The 18,592-nt window shown below is 32.8% G+C and carries 12 protein-coding genes; 9 read left to right on the forward strand and 3 right to left on the reverse strand.

What is annotated here, in order from left to right:
* The first annotated feature begins 62 nt into the window (after positions 1 to 62).
* Both GWR14_RS11715 and GWR14_RS11720 read left to right on the forward strand, forming a co-directional pair.
* Positions 63 to 674: a superoxide dismutase gene (locus tag GWR14_RS11715; protein WP_163409207.1), complete on the forward strand. Its 612-nt coding sequence runs from the start codon at positions 63 to 65 to the stop codon at positions 672 to 674.
* Positions 675 to 1,020: 346 nt separating this feature from the next.
* A complete protein-coding gene (locus GWR14_RS11720; protein WP_163409208.1) occupies positions 1,021 to 2,778 on the forward strand; it encodes a DUF885 domain-containing protein in 1,758 nt (585 codons plus the stop codon).
* Positions 2,779 to 2,871: 93 nt separating this feature from the next.
* On the opposite strand, the gene GWR14_RS11725 is transcribed toward GWR14_RS11720, so the two are convergent.
* Entirely contained in the window at positions 2,872 to 4,752 is a 1,881-nt protein-coding gene (locus tag GWR14_RS11725) for a M1 family metallopeptidase (protein WP_163409209.1), read from the reverse strand.
* A gap of 65 nt (positions 4,753 to 4,817) precedes the next feature.
* Positions 4,818 to 6,434: a S8 family peptidase gene (locus GWR14_RS11730; protein WP_163409210.1), complete on the reverse strand. Its 1,617-nt coding sequence runs from the start codon at positions 6,432 to 6,434 to the stop codon at positions 4,818 to 4,820.
* Positions 6,435 to 6,658: 224 nt separating this feature from the next.
* Here GWR14_RS11730 and GWR14_RS11735 point away from each other — a divergent pair, with 224 nt between their 5' ends.
* From GWR14_RS11735 to GWR14_RS11745, 3 genes are all read left to right on the forward strand, one after another.
* The gene (locus tag GWR14_RS11735; RefSeq protein ID WP_163409211.1) at positions 6,659 to 8,842 is read left to right on the forward strand and encodes a T9SS type A sorting domain-containing protein; all 2,184 of its coding nucleotides are present in this window, start codon (positions 6,659 to 6,661) and stop codon (positions 8,840 to 8,842) included.
* A gap of 136 nt (positions 8,843 to 8,978) precedes the next feature.
* Positions 8,979 to 10,055, forward strand: coding sequence for a DUF481 domain-containing protein (locus tag GWR14_RS11740; protein ID WP_163409212.1), 1,077 nt, complete (start codon positions 8,979 to 8,981; stop codon positions 10,053 to 10,055).
* 170 nt (positions 10,056 to 10,225) lie between these two features.
* Positions 10,226 to 11,593 (forward strand): T9SS type A sorting domain-containing protein, encoded by a 1,368-nt coding sequence (locus GWR14_RS11745; protein WP_163409213.1) that lies wholly within the window; start codon positions 10,226 to 10,228, stop codon positions 11,591 to 11,593.
* Positions 11,594 to 11,656: 63 nt separating this feature from the next.
* Here the strand turns inward: GWR14_RS11745 and GWR14_RS11750 are convergent, their stop codons facing one another.
* Positions 11,657 to 12,514 carry an MBL fold metallo-hydrolase gene (locus tag GWR14_RS11750; protein WP_163409214.1) on the reverse strand — a complete coding sequence of 286 codons (858 nt, stop codon included), beginning with the start codon at positions 12,512 to 12,514 and terminating at the stop codon, positions 11,657 to 11,659.
* A gap of 122 nt (positions 12,515 to 12,636) precedes the next feature.
* Here GWR14_RS11750 and GWR14_RS11755 point away from each other — a divergent pair, with 122 nt between their 5' ends.
* The 4 genes from GWR14_RS11755 (at position 12,637) to GWR14_RS11770 (ending at position 18,532) form a co-directional block, all read left to right on the forward strand.
* A complete protein-coding gene (locus GWR14_RS11755) occupies positions 12,637 to 13,263 on the forward strand; it encodes a response regulator (protein WP_163409215.1) in 627 nt (208 codons plus the stop codon).
* A 14-nt stretch (positions 13,264 to 13,277) separates the two neighbouring features.
* Entirely contained in the window at positions 13,278 to 15,026 is a 1,749-nt protein-coding gene (locus GWR14_RS11760; protein WP_163409216.1) for a sensor histidine kinase, read from the forward strand.
* A 230-nt stretch (positions 15,027 to 15,256) separates the two neighbouring features.
* The gene (locus tag GWR14_RS11765; protein ID WP_163409217.1) at positions 15,257 to 17,779 is read left to right on the forward strand and encodes a T9SS type A sorting domain-containing protein; all 2,523 of its coding nucleotides are present in this window, start codon (positions 15,257 to 15,259) and stop codon (positions 17,777 to 17,779) included.
* A gap of 423 nt (positions 17,780 to 18,202) precedes the next feature.
* The gene (locus tag GWR14_RS11770; protein ID WP_026727150.1) at positions 18,203 to 18,532 is read left to right on the forward strand and encodes a HesB/IscA family protein; all 330 of its coding nucleotides are present in this window, start codon (positions 18,203 to 18,205) and stop codon (positions 18,530 to 18,532) included.
* Positions 18,533 to 18,592 lie beyond the last annotated feature (60 nt).

Raw genomic sequence — 18,592 nt, forward strand, 5'->3', positions numbered from 1 at the left:
TCTATTCCAAAGTTAAATGTATAAATTTGGATAAATTATTATAAATCATAAAATCATATACCATGGCTTTTGAATTACCACAATTACCTTATGCATATGACGCATTAGAACCACATATTGATGCGCGCACAATGGAAATCCACCATTCTAAACATCATAATGCTTACACAACAAATCTTAATGCTGCAATTGCAGGTACAGATTTAGAAGGAAAAACAATAGAAAATATCTTAATCAATTTAGATAAATCTAACGCAGCTGTTCGTAATAACGGTGGAGGTTTTTACAACCACAACTTATTCTGGACAGTTATGTCTCCAAACGGAGGCGGATTACCAACAGGTGATTTGTTAGCTGCAATTGAAGCTTCTTTTGGAACTTTTGAAGAGTTTAAAGCAAAATTCGCTAAAGCTGGTGCAACACAATTTGGTTCTGGATGGGCTTGGTTAACAGTTCAAAAAGGAGGAAAATTAGAAGTTGTAGGTACTCCAAATCAGGACAATCCATTAATGCCAGAAGCTGCTGGTAACGGTGGAACTCCAATCTTAGGAATGGATGTTTGGGAACATGCTTACTACCTAAACTACCAAAACAGAAGACCTGATTATATTGAAGCTTTCTTCAGTGTAATCAACTGGACAGAAGTTGCAAGAAGATTTGCTTTAGACAAATAATCTTTTCAACATATAACAAAAAAACCGATTAGTTCATTTCTGAACTAATCGGTTTTTTTATTGAACCGACGAATGTACTTTAAATCTTTTGTAAAAATATTTGCCTCTACCATTTTTATGATACCGATACTTTATGTACCATCAAACACTTATAAATTAATCTACTAGAAAAGACTGGAACTGGAATCATACATTTGTTTTAGAATTGATATTCACAGGACACATCAAAATATGAAATAAAAATACTACAATTTATGTTTTTTGGTTTGAAAAATTATCTATTTTTGATATTCTTATTACTGAATTACAATTCAGTAATCCATTTAACTTTCAAACTAAAAACTATATGAAAAAACTTTTTTTTTCCTGCTTTTTATTTGTTATTCTCTTTAGCTGTAATAAAAAACAAGAGAATAATGATACTTCAGGATCTGGTGATGAAGCTTTTTTAAAACTATCTGAAAAATATATTAGTGAAAGTCTCGAATTTAACCCTCAATTTGGTGTCTATTTAGGATTTCATGAATATGATGGCAAATTGGGCCATTTTAACAAAACAGATTTGGACAAAAGACTTGCTTCTCTTAAAAAATACGATCAGCAATTCTCGGCAATTGATTCTGCTTCCTTGAGTAAAAAAATATACTATGATTGGAAAATCATTAAATCAAATGTAAAAAATGAGTTGTTTTCATTTGAAGATTTAAAAATTTACAGCAAAAACCCAATGATTTATGCCGGAACAATTGATGTAAACATTTATATTCAGCGTAATTTCGCCCCTATTGAACAACAGATACAATCAATTATTGCAATCGAAAAATCGGCACCGCAATTTTTTAAAGATGCTAAGGCAAACTTAGAAGATTCTCTTGCCTTACCTCATGTTCAACTTGCTATCGATATTGCAAAAGGTTCGGCTTCGTTTTTAGGCAATGATCTTTTAGTAGCTCTAAAAAATGTAAAAAACGATACTTTAATGAAGTCTTTTAACGATGCGAATAAAAAAGCTATCGCCGCAATTAATGATTTTGCTGTTTTTTTAGAAAAAGAAAAACTACCCAAAGCCAACAATAAATATGCAATTGGCGCCGAGAATTATAAAAAAATGCTGCTTTATCAGGAAGATATAAAGTTATCTCCAGATGAAATTTTGGCTATCGGTTTAAAGGAATTAAAAAAAGAACAGGCTTCATTTGATGCTGCAGCAAAAATCATCAACCCAAATAAAAAACCAATTGATGTATACAACGACATGCAAAAGGAGCATCCTACTGCTGAAAATTTGATTCCACATGCCCGAAAAAATATTGAAGCCATTCGGCAATATTTAATCGATCACAAAATAGTGACAATGCCATCTGAAGTACGTGTTAAAATTAAGGAAACCCCTGCCTATGCAAGAGCTACAAGTACCGCATCTATGGATTCACCAGGGCCTTTTGAAACGAAAGCGACTCAAGCTTTTTACTACATTACACCTGTTGACCCAAAATGGACATCCAAGCAAAAAGAAGACTGGCTGGCGCAATTTAATTATTATACAACCGATATTGTTTCTATACATGAGGCTTATCCGGGACATTATACCCAATTTTTGCATTCGAATGCCTCAAAAACTTCAAAAATTCAAAAGGTTTTTATGAGTTATTGTTTTGTGGAAGGCTGGGCACATTACACTGAAAAAATGATGATTGATGAAGGTTACGGAAATACAGGAGATCCAATTAAAGCCGCAAAATACCGTTTGGCACAATCCGGTGATGCTCTTTTAAGAATTTGCCGTTTGTGCGTATCCATCAATACGCATTGTCTTGGAATGAATGTCGATGATGCCACACAATTTTTCATGGATAACTGGTATCAGGGCGACAAACCTTCACGCCAGGAAGCTATGCGTGGAACTTATGATCCGGGTTATTTATTTTATACATTAGGAAAACTACAGATTTTAAAACTCCGTGAGGACTATAAAAAACAAGAAGGAAGCAATTATAGCCTGCAAAAATTTAATGACGCAATGCTAGATAACGGAATGCCTCCAATTCAAATCATGAGAGAAATATTACTGAAAGATGAAAAAATCTGGAACAACATTTTATAAACTGGTTTTCAAATTGAGTTTATGATAAATAAAAAAAATCCCGTTTAATTTTTAGAGAATTTAAACGGGATTTTTTATGCTTTAAGATGAAAATTATTTCACTTCAAAAACGTTATTTGCAGGTTTTACATCAGCCATTAATCCGCTTGGATCAATGGTTATTTTTTTGATCGCTGTTTTGTTTTTGTCAATTGTAAAACTATAGTTTTGTTGCGCCCATGCCCAGTCATTCAAAACAGTTCTTTTCAGGTTTGAATCTGGGTTTGGTTTAATGAAATTCATCATTCTTAACGGAATGTAGAAACTTTCAGAAGTTCCATCTGTATATTCAACTTTTAAATCAATTGGCATTGGCATTCTTCCAATTCTTTCTAAAGTAACGGTTGTTTTTCCAGAATCATCAGCGACATCTTTGATGCCGTAATCAATTGTATTGGTTGTTTGCGCCCAGTCTGTCAAATACCAGTCCAACTCAGCTCCTGAAACTCTTTCAGCAGATCTTTTGATATCATTTGGTGTTGGGTGCTTGAATTTAAAATCGTTGAAATACCTTTTCAAAGTGATATCTACATTTTCTTTCCCAATTACATATTCTAATTGTGATAAAAAGATACTACCTTTTATATAAGATGAAATACTGTACGGACGGTTTTCATCATAGCGATCTCCGTGAGTGGTCTGTGACTGTTCTTTACCGGAATTTACTAATTGATAATATGCCGCATAATTTCCTTTAAACGGATTTGCCACTTTTTTATCTCCAGCCAATTCATTCAAAGCACTGTCTTCAATGTAAGTTGTAAAACCTTCATCCATCCAAGGGTGTTTTGACTCATTTGAAGCCAGAATATGCTGAAACCACGAGTGACCCAATTCATGCGTAGCTGTTCCAAGAATTCCTTCAAGGGTTCCGTTTCCTAACATTAAAGTACACATTGCATACTCCATTCCGCCGTCTCCTCCCTGAATAAATGAATATTGTTTGTACGGATATTGCCCTACTCTATGGTTGTAATAATCCATCACTTTTACCATTAAAGGCTCTAACTGTTTCCAGTTTTCGGTTGTTTTTGGATTGTTTTTGTAGAAGAAATGTAAATCAACATCGTTTGGTCCTTTAACAATATCGTGGGTGTATTCCTTGTCCGCTGCCCATGTAAAATCATGTACATTTGGCGCAATAAAATGCCATGTAAGTGTTTTCGTTTTTTTAGGATAGACAACTGTCACACCTGCATCTTCATAACCGTGACCAATTGAATTTTTATCCTGAAGATATCCCGACCCTCCAATAGTGTAATCTTTATCGATTGTAATTTTTACATCAAAATTACCCCAAACACCATGAAATTCTCTTGCGATGTAAGGATCTGCATGCCAGCCTTCAAAATCAAATTCGGCCAATTTTGGATACCATTGTGACATTGAGAGTTCTACTCCTTCAGAATTATTCCTTCCTGAACGACGAACCTGAACCGGAACCTGTCCGTCAAAATCTAATGTGAAAACCGATTTAGAATTCGGTAAAATTGGTTTAGCCAAAGTGACTTCTAAAATAGTCCCTGAAACCCTTGTCTGAGCTACAGTACCATCTTGTTTGAAGTTTGTAATTTTTAAGAATCCTATTTCGTTTGGTTTCAAAGATTCGATACGGCTTTGTTTTACCTCTTTACCATCAGCTCCTTTAACCTTGGTTACCATTCTTCCGTCAGGATCTTTTATAAAATGAAGGCGGGCATCCATTTCACTTCCCGGCTGAAAAGCATTTGGAAACAAGTGATAAAATACTTTTCGTAGAGTATCAGGAGAATTATTCGTATAAACCAACTCTTGTTTTCCTTTGTACTGATAGTTTTTTACATCCATCGAAACCTCCATTTTATAATCGGCGTGTTGTTGCCAATATGGAGCGTTTTGCGCAAAAGTTGTGTTTAAACCAAAGCTCAAAAAAGAAAGTAAAATAATTTTTCGCATATTTATATGTAATAGAAAATGGAAGAGCGTTGGCCCTTCCATTAAATTAATAGTCTATATTATGTTTATTTTTTAGACATTTTTTCTGCCAATAGCAAAGCATTATAAGCGTTTACCATTTTAGCCGTTTTAGATGATTCTGATGCCGGTTTAACCTCATTATTCTCTCCTAAAGCCACATTTGCCGGAAGTGAAACACCTGAATCCATCAAAATCTGTTTTACTTGTGAAGCCTTTAATTTTGGGTAATAAGAACGAATCAAAGTTGCAACTCCTGCAGCATTTGGAGACGCCATTGAAGTTCCTTGTAAATACTTGTATTTATTATTAGGTATTGTTGCGTAAATTTCTTCACCGGGAGCAAAAACATCTACATTTATTTTTCCGAAGTTAGAGAAATCAGCGATTACAGCCTCTCCATATACCTTATTAATTGCTCCGATTGTGATAACGTTATCCGCAAATTCTTTTACGTTGTCCTGAGAATCGTTTGGATAATTAATGTTTTGTTTCTCATCGATATTGTAACCGTCATTTCCAGCTGCGTGAACAATCAACACGTCTTTTTTTGCTGCATATTTAATGGCATCGTAAACCCATTGTTTGTGCGGTGAAAAGCTTTTTCCGAAACTTCCGTTGATTACTTTAGCTCCGTTATCAACAGCATAGCGAATTGCCAAAGCAATGTCTTTATCATATTCATCTCCGTCCGGAACGGCTCTTACTGTCAAAATCTCTACATTATTTGCCACTCCGTCTCCGCCTAAATTATTACCGCGAACCTGTGCAATGATTCCCGCAACGTGAGTCCCGTGTAATGCTTTTTCTTTGTCCGGCCCAAATACAATATTGTTTCCGTATTTAGTGCTTTTGATATCCTCTGCATTATCGCCTAAAACTTTTCTTCCGTCAAAATCTTTGTTTAAATTGAAATTCAATTCATTATAAACATGTTCTCTGTAGTCTTCTAACTCAGTTTCCGGATTAAATGTTGGTCCTGCATTTGTAAAAATCTGAGTCATTACCATTTTACTTCTGGCTACTTTTGGGTCCGTAGAAGTAATGGTATTCAAATCTTCGCTTTTATATTCCTTTTTATTTAAAGCCGTTTGAATGGTTTTGTGCACATCCAGTAAAAAATCAACTTGTTCTTTGTCTTTTAGAGCTTTGTTGTATTTTTCAGTATATTGTGCTAAAGCTTGTTTGTATTGCTCGGAACCGTCATCGCCTTTTTTAACAATACGGGTCATCTCAAGGTTTTCATCGACAACATCTCCAAGGAAATTCCATCCGTGAATATCATCAATGTAACCATTTTTATCATCATCAATTCCGTTACCCGGGATTTCCTTTGGATTAGTCCAAATCACTCCTTGTAAATCTTCGTGTTCGATATCAACACCAGAATCTACAACCCCGACAATTACTTTTTTACCTGTTTTTCCTTGAAGTAATTCAGCATAAGCTTTGTCTACACTCATTCCCGGAATAGAATCCTTAATCAGGTCCAGATGCGACCATCTTTTCAGTTCATTTTCAGTAACCGGCGCTTTTTTAATAATAGCCAAAGGAGCCGTAATAGCCGTTTTAGGTGTAGAAACCTGCGCTTGTGTAGTAGCGCTAAAACCTGCCAGAACAAGCAATGCAAAAGCAGATAAACAATTCGATTTTGTATGATTCATGTATATAATTCTAATGAAAGTTAAAGATGGGACTAAATTATGATATTTTGTTACAAAAAACTAACCGTTAACACTGTGTTATGAAATTTTATCTTTTAAAGTTTTCTCAACAACAACAAAATTAAATTCATACATACTAGTTTCTACTTGTGACCTAACATTTGATAAACAGGAAAATCGCTAATATTTTGTATCATTGCACTCTCAAATACTAAATTGAATTTATGAAAACAAAACTACTCTTGATGCTGTTACTGGCAAATTTTTGTATTTATGCACAATCTTCAAATATCCCTGATTATGTTCCTCTGAATGGACTTCTTGCATATTATCCTTTCAATGGAAATGCCAATGATATCAGCGGAAATGATTCTCATGGAATTGCTACAAATGTTGAACCAACCCAAGATAGATTTGGACAACGCAGGAGTGCCTACTTTTTCAATGGAATAAGCAGCAATATAGAGGCTGATGTGAAAAACTATCCTCTAAAAGGCGGTTCAAGAACTATTACTGGATGGTTTCAGGCTGATATCCCATCTGTATCAGAAGAACTAGATTTTTGTCTTTTGAACTATGGAAATGTATCTGACCCGAATTATTGGTTTAAAATCAGTTTTTATCGCAAAGGATATTTAGACATACAATTTGACTCAAAAACTTTTTCATCACAGGACGATTATTTTAACAATGAATGGACATTTTTTGCAATGGTCTTTGATGACCCAACGAACACCTTTTCATTGTATATAAATAATCAATTAAAGTTAAGTGGATCTGCTGATTTGTACACTAATGGGTTTGGAAATCTTTTTAGAATAGGAAAGAATAAATCAAATAATTTCTTTGAAGGCTCTATAGACGATATCGGAATCTGGAACCGTACTTTAACACCACAGGAAATTTCTACATTATACAATGCTCCAAAACCAATCTTGTATACACTAATCCCTGATATTAATTTTGAAAACAAATTAATTGAGCTTGGACTTGATGAGGGCACTCCAGACGGAAAAGTTCTAAAGGAAAATATCGTATCTGAAATATCTTTGCGACTTTCATCAAGTAATATTTCTGATTTAACAGGAATTGAAGATTTTGAAGATTTGAAGTATTTAGATTGCACAAATAATAACCTAACTACTATTAATCTAACTAAAAATGATTCTTTGAGAGAGTTAAATTGTGCTAATAACAAAATTTCATTATTAAATTTAGAAAAGAACCTAAAATTAGGCAATCTCCTTATATCAGATAACAAGTTATCAAGTCTCAATTTAACCAAAAATGATTCTATACATGCAATACATGCAGAGAGAAATATTTTAACTACTTTAAATGTCTCTAAAAATAAAAAATTAATTTACCTTAACGTTTCATACAACAAACTTTCTACATTAGATATTTCTGAAAACACATTGCTTGAAATTCTTAATGTAAGCTCAAATAACCTGACAAGTTTAAATCTTAAAAATGGTAATAATTTACTTTTAGGAAATTCAGTAAATTTTACAGAAAACCCAAATCTGGGTTGTATTCAGGTTGACGATACGGAATACTCTAATACTAATTGGCTCGCCTTTAAAGATGCAACTGCAACTTTTAATATCAACTGCTCCGTAGAATATATCGCATTAAAAGACAGCAACTTTGAACAAAAATTAATTGATTTAGGAATTGATACCGACGGTTTAAACGGAAAAATTTCCACTTCAGACATAAGTTCTATTACATCTTTAGATCTATCAAACAGCAACATAACGGATTTATCGGGAATTGAAAATTTCACTTCATTAGCCAATTTAGATTGCAGTAACAATCAATTAACAAATTTGGATCTTACTAAGAACATTCTTCTGGAAACACTGAATGCTTCTTCCAATCAGCTTACATCATTGGATTTGTCTAAAAACAATAAACTTACTGTTGTATATGTTGTATCAAATCCACTTGTATTTTTGAATCTGCAAAATGGGAATAATAAAAACATGATTATTCTCAATGTAACTGGGAAAAAATCTGTAAGTACCATTGCAACCTCTTTCCTTGGCCTTAATCAGCTTTCTTGTGTAAAAGTAGATGATGTATCTTTTTCAAATACTAACTGGTCAAAAATTAAGGAAACTTCAACTATTTATTCTTCAACTTGTTCTTTGGGTATTGAAGATTCTGTTTTCGATAATATTGCTTTATATCCAAACCCAACTAAAGACGAAGTTACCATTAACAATATTACATTAGAAAAAATAACTATCTATAATGTATTAGGACAATTGGTAAAATCTTTCACTTTAAACCCTGGCACTACAAATAACACAATCAGTTTATCAGGATTACCAAAAGGAGTTTATTTTTTATACTTAATAAATAAGGATGCTTCTACTGTTAAAAAAGTAATAGTGGAATAGTTTTACAATTCATAAAACCAAAAAATCCCGTTTTCAAATAATGAAAACGGGATTTTTTTTATGAATCTGTTTTTCCTGTAAAAATTATCGCTAACTTTATTCTTACAAGCTGAAAACCAAAGAAATAAAACTATATATGAATAAAATTAGCCTTTTATTTTTTATTTTATTTTTTCTTAAAATCAGTGCGCAAACACCTGACTCCTTGGCACTCAAAAACAACCAAATACCCAAAGCGGTTTATGAACATACAACTGATACATTAGTCCTCAAAAACGATGATGTTATAATTGGAGAAATAAAAATAATGAACAAAGGCGTTCTTCAGATAGAAACAGATTACAGCAAGGACGATTTTAAACTGGAATGGAAAGAACTAAAGTATATTTCTTCTAAAAAAGTCCATATTATAAGTCTGAACTCAGGGGTTTTATTAAACGGAATCCTTTCAAAAAGTAAAACTCCCAATAAATGTCAGATTACCAATGTTGACAGTAAAACCAAATTTGAAGTAAAACTCAGTGAAATTGTTTATATCAAACCGGTTAATGACAGTTTTTGGGACAGACTTGACGCCAGTTTTGATGCTGGAATAAAACTGACCAAAGCACAAAACCTACAGCAATTAACTGTAAATGTAAATTTAGGCTACACGGCAAAAAGATGGTATGGGACGGCAACATACAAACAAATTCAATCTGTGCAGGATGACAGCGACCCTATCCGAAGAATTGATACTGACTTAAGCTACATACACCTGCTGCCCAGGGATTATTTTATTCCTTTATCAATCACTACTTTATCCAATACAGAACAGGATATTGATTTGCGTATTATTTCAAAAGCAGGTTACGGAAAATATCTTATGCACAGCAACAAAAAATATTGGGGTGTTGCAGCAGGATTGTCATTTAATCATGAACGTTATATTGATACCAACGAACCTAATAAAAGTTTAGAGCTATTTTTGGGAACCGATTTGAATTTATACGATATTGGTGATTTTAGCATTCAGTCGAAAGTAACCGTTTTTCCAAGTCTAACCGAAAACAAAAGGGTCAGAACGGATTTTAACTTAGATACAAAATATGACCTTCCTTTAGATTTTTTCATCAAGCTTTCGTTTGTTTACAATTATGATAACAAACCGAAAGAAGGTGCCGCAAAAGATGATTATGTTTTTCAGACCACTTTTGGCTGGAAACTGGATTAAAAAATTCTTTTTTACCAAACCCATTCCCTCAAATTTCTGACTTCCCCAAGAATTTTTACCAACATAAATTAACAAAAAGAGCTTATTATTATTTTTTATTTTTTGTGAAATTATTAGGAAAATATTCATTATTTGATACATTTGCATCACCTAAAAAAATCTTTTAACCTATGAAAATAAAATTACTTTCGTTGTTTTTTTTAACAAGTTTATCTTGCTTAGCCCAATACACCAGCATCCCCGATATTAATTTTGAAAATAAGCTAATTGCTCTTGGCATTGATTCCGGAACACCTGATAGCCAAGTATTAACCAGTAATATTGATAAATTAACTTCCCTTGATATTTCAAATAGTTCTATTTCTGACTTGACAGGTATTCAGGGATTTGTGTCTTTAACAAACTTAATTTGCAATAATAACCAGTTAACCACATTAGATCTTTCGCAAAACACGGCTTTGAAATATCTATATTGTCATTATAATTCATTGACGGCTTTAAATCTTTCTAACAATACAGCTTTAAAATATTTATATTGCAGATCAAACCAATTAACATCATTAAATCTTTCTAACAATACAGCTTTAGAAAATTTAGATTGTCAATCTAACTCATTCACGGCATTAAATCTTTCTGAAAACATCGCCTTGACGGATTTAAATTGTAGCCTTAACTTATTGACAACATTAAACGTTACTAAAAATATCGCTTTGAAAAATTTAACTTGCGATAATAATCAATTAGCAACATTAGATGTGTCTGAAAATACCGCTTTAGAAGTTTTAATTTGCCTTAACAACCAGTTAGCAACATTAGATCTTGCTAAAAATATCGCTTTAATACAATTAACCTGCTATTCAAATCCATTAGCATCATTAAATCTTTCTAAAAATACTGCCTTGGTCTATTTACAGTGTCATTCCAGTCCGTTGACGACATTAGATCTTTCTATGAATACTGCGCTGCAACTTTTATATTGCCATTCCAGTTCATTTACGACATTAGATCTTTCTAAAAACATCGCTCTGAAAAGTTTAGATTGCCACTCTAACTCATTGACTACATTAGATCTTTCTAAAAATACTGCTTTAACATATCTACACTGTTATTCTAACCAATTAACAAATCTTAATTTAAAAAACGGAAACAATGCTATTTTAACAAATATAAATTTTACCTCGAATGCTAATTTAAGTTGTATTCAGGTAGACGATGTTTCTTATTCAAATACTAACTGGACTAATAAAGATGCTGCATCAACTTACAGCTTAAGTTGTGCGGCCTTAGGAGTAACAGAAACAGCTTTAAATAAAATAGCCCTTTATCCTAACCCTACTAAAGGAGAATTGCATATTGACAATAGTTCACTTGAAAAAGCAACGGTGTATGATACACTTGGAAAACTAATAAAAACAACAAAATTTGCTAATGGTTCAAATAACAACACTATTAATCTAACCGGATTCCGAAGTGGTACTTATTATATTTATTTGGAAAACGAAGGAACAACTATAGTAAAAAAAATTATAGTTGAATAAATATCGAAAACCAATATAAAATCAAAACCCTGTTTTCATCTCAGAAAACAGGGTTTTGATGTTTTATAAGACATCCTCACAGGTAAAAACCTCTTTTAGCCTCACTCCTTTTTCAGTATGTTCTACCGTAATAATCTGGTTATGGGCGTCATGTTCCAAAAACAAATAATAATTTTTATCGGCAGCAGCATTTAGCAATTTTGATTTCTCGGGCATTGTCAATAATGGTCTTGTATCATATCCCATAACGTACGGCAACGGAATATGTCCTGCAGTCGCTAATAAATCAGCACAAAAAACTATTGTTTTATCTTTATATTGAATATGTGGAATCATTTGCTTTTCGGTATGCCCATCAACATAGTAAATATCAAAACCTAATTCTTTTGAAAAACCAAAATCGCTTTCCGGTCTTTCTATAAAATTTAATTGTCCGCTTTCCTGCATCGGCAAAATATTCTCTGCCAAAAAAGAAGCTTTTTCACGTGCATTTGGTTTTGTTGCCCACTCCCAATGATTTTCATTAGTCCAGAATTTGGCGTTTTTAAAAGCGGGTTCGTATCCGGTTTTATCTGCATTCCATCGAATGCTTCCTCCACAATGGTCAAAATGAAGATGTGTCATAAAAACATCTGTTACATCATCTCGGTGAAAACCATATTTGGCCAGCGATTTATCTATAGTATGAGAGCCCCAAAGCGAATAATATCCAAAAAATTTCTCCGATTGTTTATCGCCCATTCCAGTATCAATTAAAATCAGGCGGTTTCCATCTTCGATAAGCAAACAACGCGCTGCAATATCAATTAAATTATTAGCATCTGCAGGATTGGTCTTATTCCAGATTGTTTTGGGCACAACCCCAAACATAGCGCCTCCGTCTAATTTAAAATTTCCTGATTCTATTGGATAAAGTTTCATATATATTGTATTAAATTCAAAATCTAATGCAATTTAATGGTTTAGGTTTTATTTACTACGCTTATTTGCGTATTTTAGGAGAGTTTAATTATTTTTAATATTGCCTGATAAGAATAAGCAAAATGAAGAAAAGAATTGGCATTGTAGAAGACAACCGTGATTTACGGGAAGCATTAGCGATGATGATTCAGTTTACGGAACAATTTGAACTAGCAGGCACTTTTGAAAATGCTGAATCTGCGATAGAAGTGGTTCCTACTCTGGCAATAGATGCTTTACTTATGGATGTGAATCTGCCCGGATATAGCGGGTATGAATGTGTTTCAATTTTAAAAACTAAGAACCCCAATTTACTGTTTATAATGTGCACCTCTTATGAAGACGATGAAAATATTTTTAAAAGTTTAAAGGCAGGTGCCAGTGGTTATATTTTAAAAACCGAAGGGCCAACGAAAATTATTGAGGCACTGAATGACTTGTTTGATGGCGGAAGTCCGATGAGCAGCAGCATTGCCAGAAAAGTTGTAACCAGTTTTTCTAAATTTGAAACGACTAATGAAAGTATCTTGCTGTTAACGCCCCGCGAAAATGAAATCTTAGAATTATTAGCTACTGGAAAGATGAATAAAGAAGTAGCAGACAATCTTCAGATCAGCGGAGGAACCGTTCGAAAACATATTCAGCACATTTACGAAAAATTACAAGTAAATACCCGGGTTGAAGCAGTTAATATGTATTTGAAGCGATAATTTAAAAAAGGGAAATGAAATTATACTACTTCTTATTTTTTTTGTTTTCCTCTGTTTTTGTTTTTTCCCAGAAAACAATACAGGACAAAGAAGAAGCATTTGGCAAATGCAAAGCACCCAATTGTGAAGTAGCTAATTCGATAGCTGTTTCTGAAAAATATTTGGAGCTTGACAAAATTGAAGATGCCCAAAAATGGTTGGATTATTCTAAAAAAAAGCTTCAAAAATGTCCTAACGATACACAGCAATATTGTATAAACAGTCTGCAGTCAGAACTTTTTTATTACTCAGGATTGTTTCAATTTGGTTTACATGAAGCTCAAAAAGCAATCAAATTAGCAACAATCACCAAGGACAGTTTACATCTTTCTAACGCTTTTCTTTTAGAAGGAATTAACTGGTATGAAATGGGTAAAACATCTATAGCTGAAAAATCTTTTCACAAAGCAAAAAAATATTTCCCTGTCACTTATCATATAAATTATAAAAGATATCAGATTAATAAAGAGTATATCTATAATAATATAGCCCAGTTAAAAATTAAAACCCAACAGTTAGATTCTGCTCATTTTTATAACAAACAAGCATATAGTTTTGCTAAAAAGCTGAAAGATATAAGATGTGTTGCCAATGTAGAACGCACTTTTGGAGAATTATTTTTGAAGCAAAACCAAAAAGACTCTGCTGAATTTTATTTCAAAAAAAGCATCATAACCTCATTAAACGGAGCTATTTATGACACTGCATTATTAGGTTATGGAAATTTAATAGAATCTGGCTCTGGAAACCCCAAAACAGACCATTATTATTTTGAAAAAGGTCAGGAAATAATAAGGCGACACAACGTAAATGCTTCTTTTCAAAAACTTTTTTACGAACAGTCATTAAGTAAATTTCAATCTGTTAACGATAAAAATTTATTGCTTTCAGTTCAGGAGAAATTATTGAAAATTGAAAAAAACATAAATAAAAACGGAAACTTTCACATTCAAAACATTACGGATCAATATATTAACAGCGAAAAAAAACTGTTACTATCCAAAATTAATGAACTTGACAAACAAAAAAACATAAAGATTTTACAGCTTCTGACTACGCTTTTTTTAGGATTAATTTTATTGCTGATTATTATTATCATCCGAAGAAAAAACAGATTACAAAAGAAAATTTTAAATCAAAAAAATGAAATCAGTAAAGACCTTCACGATGATATTGGCAGTGAATTAAGCAGTATTTTAATCAACGCTAATTTATTAAAAAATTACGATCCTAACGATAAGCAGAAAGTCCTGATTGATAAAATAAGTAATACCAGTTCTGAGATTTCGCAACGTCTCAATGCTTTTATCTGGTCGCTAAATGCAGATAATAATAATGTTCAGAATTTTACAGAATATGTAAAACAATATGCCTATAATTTTTTTGAAGGGACTGAAATTAAGATGCTTTTTTCTGAAGATATTGATACTATATGCAACCGAATCTTAAACGGAAATTCAAGAAAAAATCTATTTTTTTCTATCAAGGAAGCATTAAATAATACTGTCAAACATGCAGAAGCCAATAAAGTAATTATTACAATTTCTTCAATTGATAAAAAAGGGCTTCTCATTACCATTAAAGATAATGGCAAAGGAATTCAGGAAAAAAATAAATTTGGAAACGGATTAATAAATATTAAAAAAAGAATTGCCCACTTAAATGGCAATGTAAAAATACAATCGGATAATGGATTAAAAATCAGTATCGAAATTTATTTTTAACATTTATAAACAGAGTAAAAAAATTTAATACGCCATTGAGCGTATTTTTTTTACCCATTAGTAAGCACATCTTCTATAAAAATCTAATTATTTAACTTTTACTTTCTTTTCCTGATAAAATACAACATTATCAATACCCCTAATTGCGTATTGTAAGATCTTTTATTTTAATTCAATTTTACATCAACAACATAATCCTTTGATTTAAAAATAATTAACAAACAATAATCATGAAAGGAGCACTTCTCATAAAAATATTTTTATTCTTAGTTACCGGAGGGATATATGCACAATCCGGAGAGATAGACAAGACTTTTAATCCTGTTATTGGTGCAGGAGCTGATGCAACCGTAAAATGCATTATAGAGCAAACAGATGGAAAAATCATAATTGCAGGAGAATTTATAAGCTATGATTATAAGTCAAAAAACCGTATCGCAAGACTCAATGCTGATGGAACTACAGACAACTCTTTTAATATAGGAACCGGAGCCAATGCAGCAGTTAGTGCCGCAACATTACAGTCTGATGGGAAAATTGTAATTACTGGAGGATTTACTTCCTATAATGGTACTGCTAAAAATCGTATCGCCAGAATTAATACTGACGGAACACTTGATTCCTCTTTTGAACCAGGATCGGGTTTCAATTCTTATAATTCAATAGCAGTACAAACCGACGGAAAAATTTTAATTGGAGGATATTTCACATCCTATAATGGTATAGCAAGAAAGCATATTGCAAGAATAAATTCTGATGGGACATTAGACACATCATTTGGCTCTCCTGTTGGTCTTGATAGTACCGTTAAGGAAATAGTACTACAACCCGATGGTAAAATTTTAATTATAGGTGATTTTTTGGCCTTTGATGGAATTTCAAGAAAAAATATAGCCAGGCTCAATACTGACGGAACATTAGACACTACTTTTAATCCTGGAAATGGAGCTAATGGGATCGAAACCATTGCACTACAGTCAGATGGAAAAATCTTAATCGGCGGATATTTTTCAACTTATAATTTTGCATCACGTAGTTGTTTTGCCAGACTCAACAGTGATGGAACACTTGATAACGATTTTAACCTTGGAACTGGATTTGATGGTTCAGTTAGAAAAATCATACCACAATCTAACGGAAAAATGGTAATAGCAGGATCATTCATATCTTATAATGGTACTGCAAAAAACAGTTTAGCAAGACTAAATTCAGACGGAACACTTGATACCTCTCTTGATTCAGGTACTGGTGTCAATGAAAGTATTTATACCATCACTGTAAAAACTAATGGGAAAATTTTAACCGGAGGTAACTTTACCTCTTTTAATACCACTTTAATAGGCAGATTTGCCCAACTAAATAATGACGGGACTATTGATACAACTTTCTTAAACCCGGGAGGATTTGGAAGCGGATCCAATCAGTCAATTGAGCGTATGGCATTACAGCCAGATGGGAAAATTTTAATTACAGGAGAATATATCACTTCTTACAATGGGATTTTAAGAAAGAGATTAGCCCGTTTAAATGCTGACGGAACACTTGATGCCACTTTTAATCCCGGAACAGGACCAAGTAGTACTGTTTATACTATTGCAACGCAACAAGACGGAAAAATTTTAATTGGAGGAAGATTTGGCAATTACAATGGTGTGGCAAGAAATGGTATAGCACGTTTAAATTCGGATGGAACGCTTGACACTACTTTCAATATAGGAACAGGAGTAAATAACAGTATTTATTCAATTGCAGTACAAACCGATGGAAAAATTTTGATTTCCGGATTATTTACCTCTTTCAACGGCATTACAAGAAACAGGTTTGCCCGACTTAACAGTGATGGTACAATTGATACGGCTTTTGACCCTGGAGCCGGACCCGATAATGTTATTTATTCCATAGTTACACAGACTGACGGAAAGATCATAATTGCAGGAAATTTTAAAAATTATAAAGGAACCCCTAAACAATGTATTACCCGACTTAATACTGACGGAACAATCGACACCACATTTTTTAATGTCGGAATTTCAATAGAATGGAACATAGATGTCGTTAAAATACAATCTGATGGAAAATTGTTGATCTCGGGAACCTTTGTTGGTTTCACAGGTGGAAATAGCCCTCCACCAGGACTGGCCCGACTTAATACGGATGGATCATTAGATCCTACTTTTGTGGCACAATCAATGTTATTTACCAATACCGGAACAAATCCTTATACTAACCCTTCCTCAATAGCAATACAATCCGATGGAAAAATTATAATAGGAGGAACTATTACTTCTTATGGAGGTACGCCTATTCTAAATATTGCCCGACTCAATACAGACGGAACACACGATACCACATTTGTTGCAGGAACAGGAATAGCTAATAACCAGGGAATAAGCAGTAGCGTTGACAATATTATCATTCTGCCAGACGGTAAAATTTTAATTTCCGGTGTTTTTATTTTATATAATGGCGTTACAGTCGGTCGTATCGCCAGAATACTATCAGGAACAACGACGCTTAATATACCAGAATCTTATAAAAATACTTTTGCAATTTATCCGAATCCAGCCAACAGCAAGATTTATTTTTCTCAGGAACTTACAGAAATTGCTGTCTATGATATACTTGGAAAGAAAAGAAACATTCCTCATACTTCAGATTCAGCAGATATTAGTGCATTGTCCAATGGAATTTATATTTTAAAAGGACTTGAACATACAGGGCAAACAATAACAAAAAAAATAATTAAAAACTGAGAATAACTTTCAGACAAAACAGCTTAACTGATAAAATATATAAAATCAACTTCCATTTCTTTAATAGTAATGGAAGTTGATTTTATATATTTAATACCTATCAACAAAAAGTTTTTTTTTATCTATTACTCGAAACTAAAACATTATTTCTTTTCCCTAAAAGATGCAGCAGTAATAGAAATATAAGAAATAACCATTCAAAAAGCCTTTATCAACTTCCTGGCAGATTTAAAATAATAAACTTAAAATAACTTATATCTATTTTAACATTTGTTATAATAATGTGAACCGTTATGGAAAAAGGTTTTTAAGTCGTATCTTTGCAAATAATTTCATTTCAACATTGAAATCCAGCATTTTAAAAAAATACCGTTTTTTTGAATTTGGACTAAAAATGAAAGAAAAATACAAATACCATAAACAATGATAAAAGTTTCTGATACAGCCAAAAAGAAAATCATCGATTTGATGACTGATGATGGTTTCGATGCCGCACATGACTACGTACGTGTAGGAGTGAAAAGCGGAGGATGCTCTGGTTTGTCATATGATTTAAAATTTGACAAAACCAAAGGAGATGACGACAAAATATTCGTAGACAATGACATACAGATTGCTGTTGAAAAAAAATCTTTCCTTTATTTAGCTGGGACAATCTTAGAATTTTCTGGAGGACTAAACGGAAAAGGATTCGTTTTCAATAATCCAAACGCAAGCAGAACTTGCGGATGCGGTGAATCATTTTCTCTATAGTCAAATGCCGAAAGCCATAAGTCTTAAAGACGACTAACTGACTTTCTGACTTTAAAACTT

Source organism: Flavobacterium ajazii, assembly GCF_010614725.1.
Classification (GTDB): Bacteria; Bacteroidota; Bacteroidia; order Flavobacteriales; family Flavobacteriaceae; genus Flavobacterium; species Flavobacterium ajazii.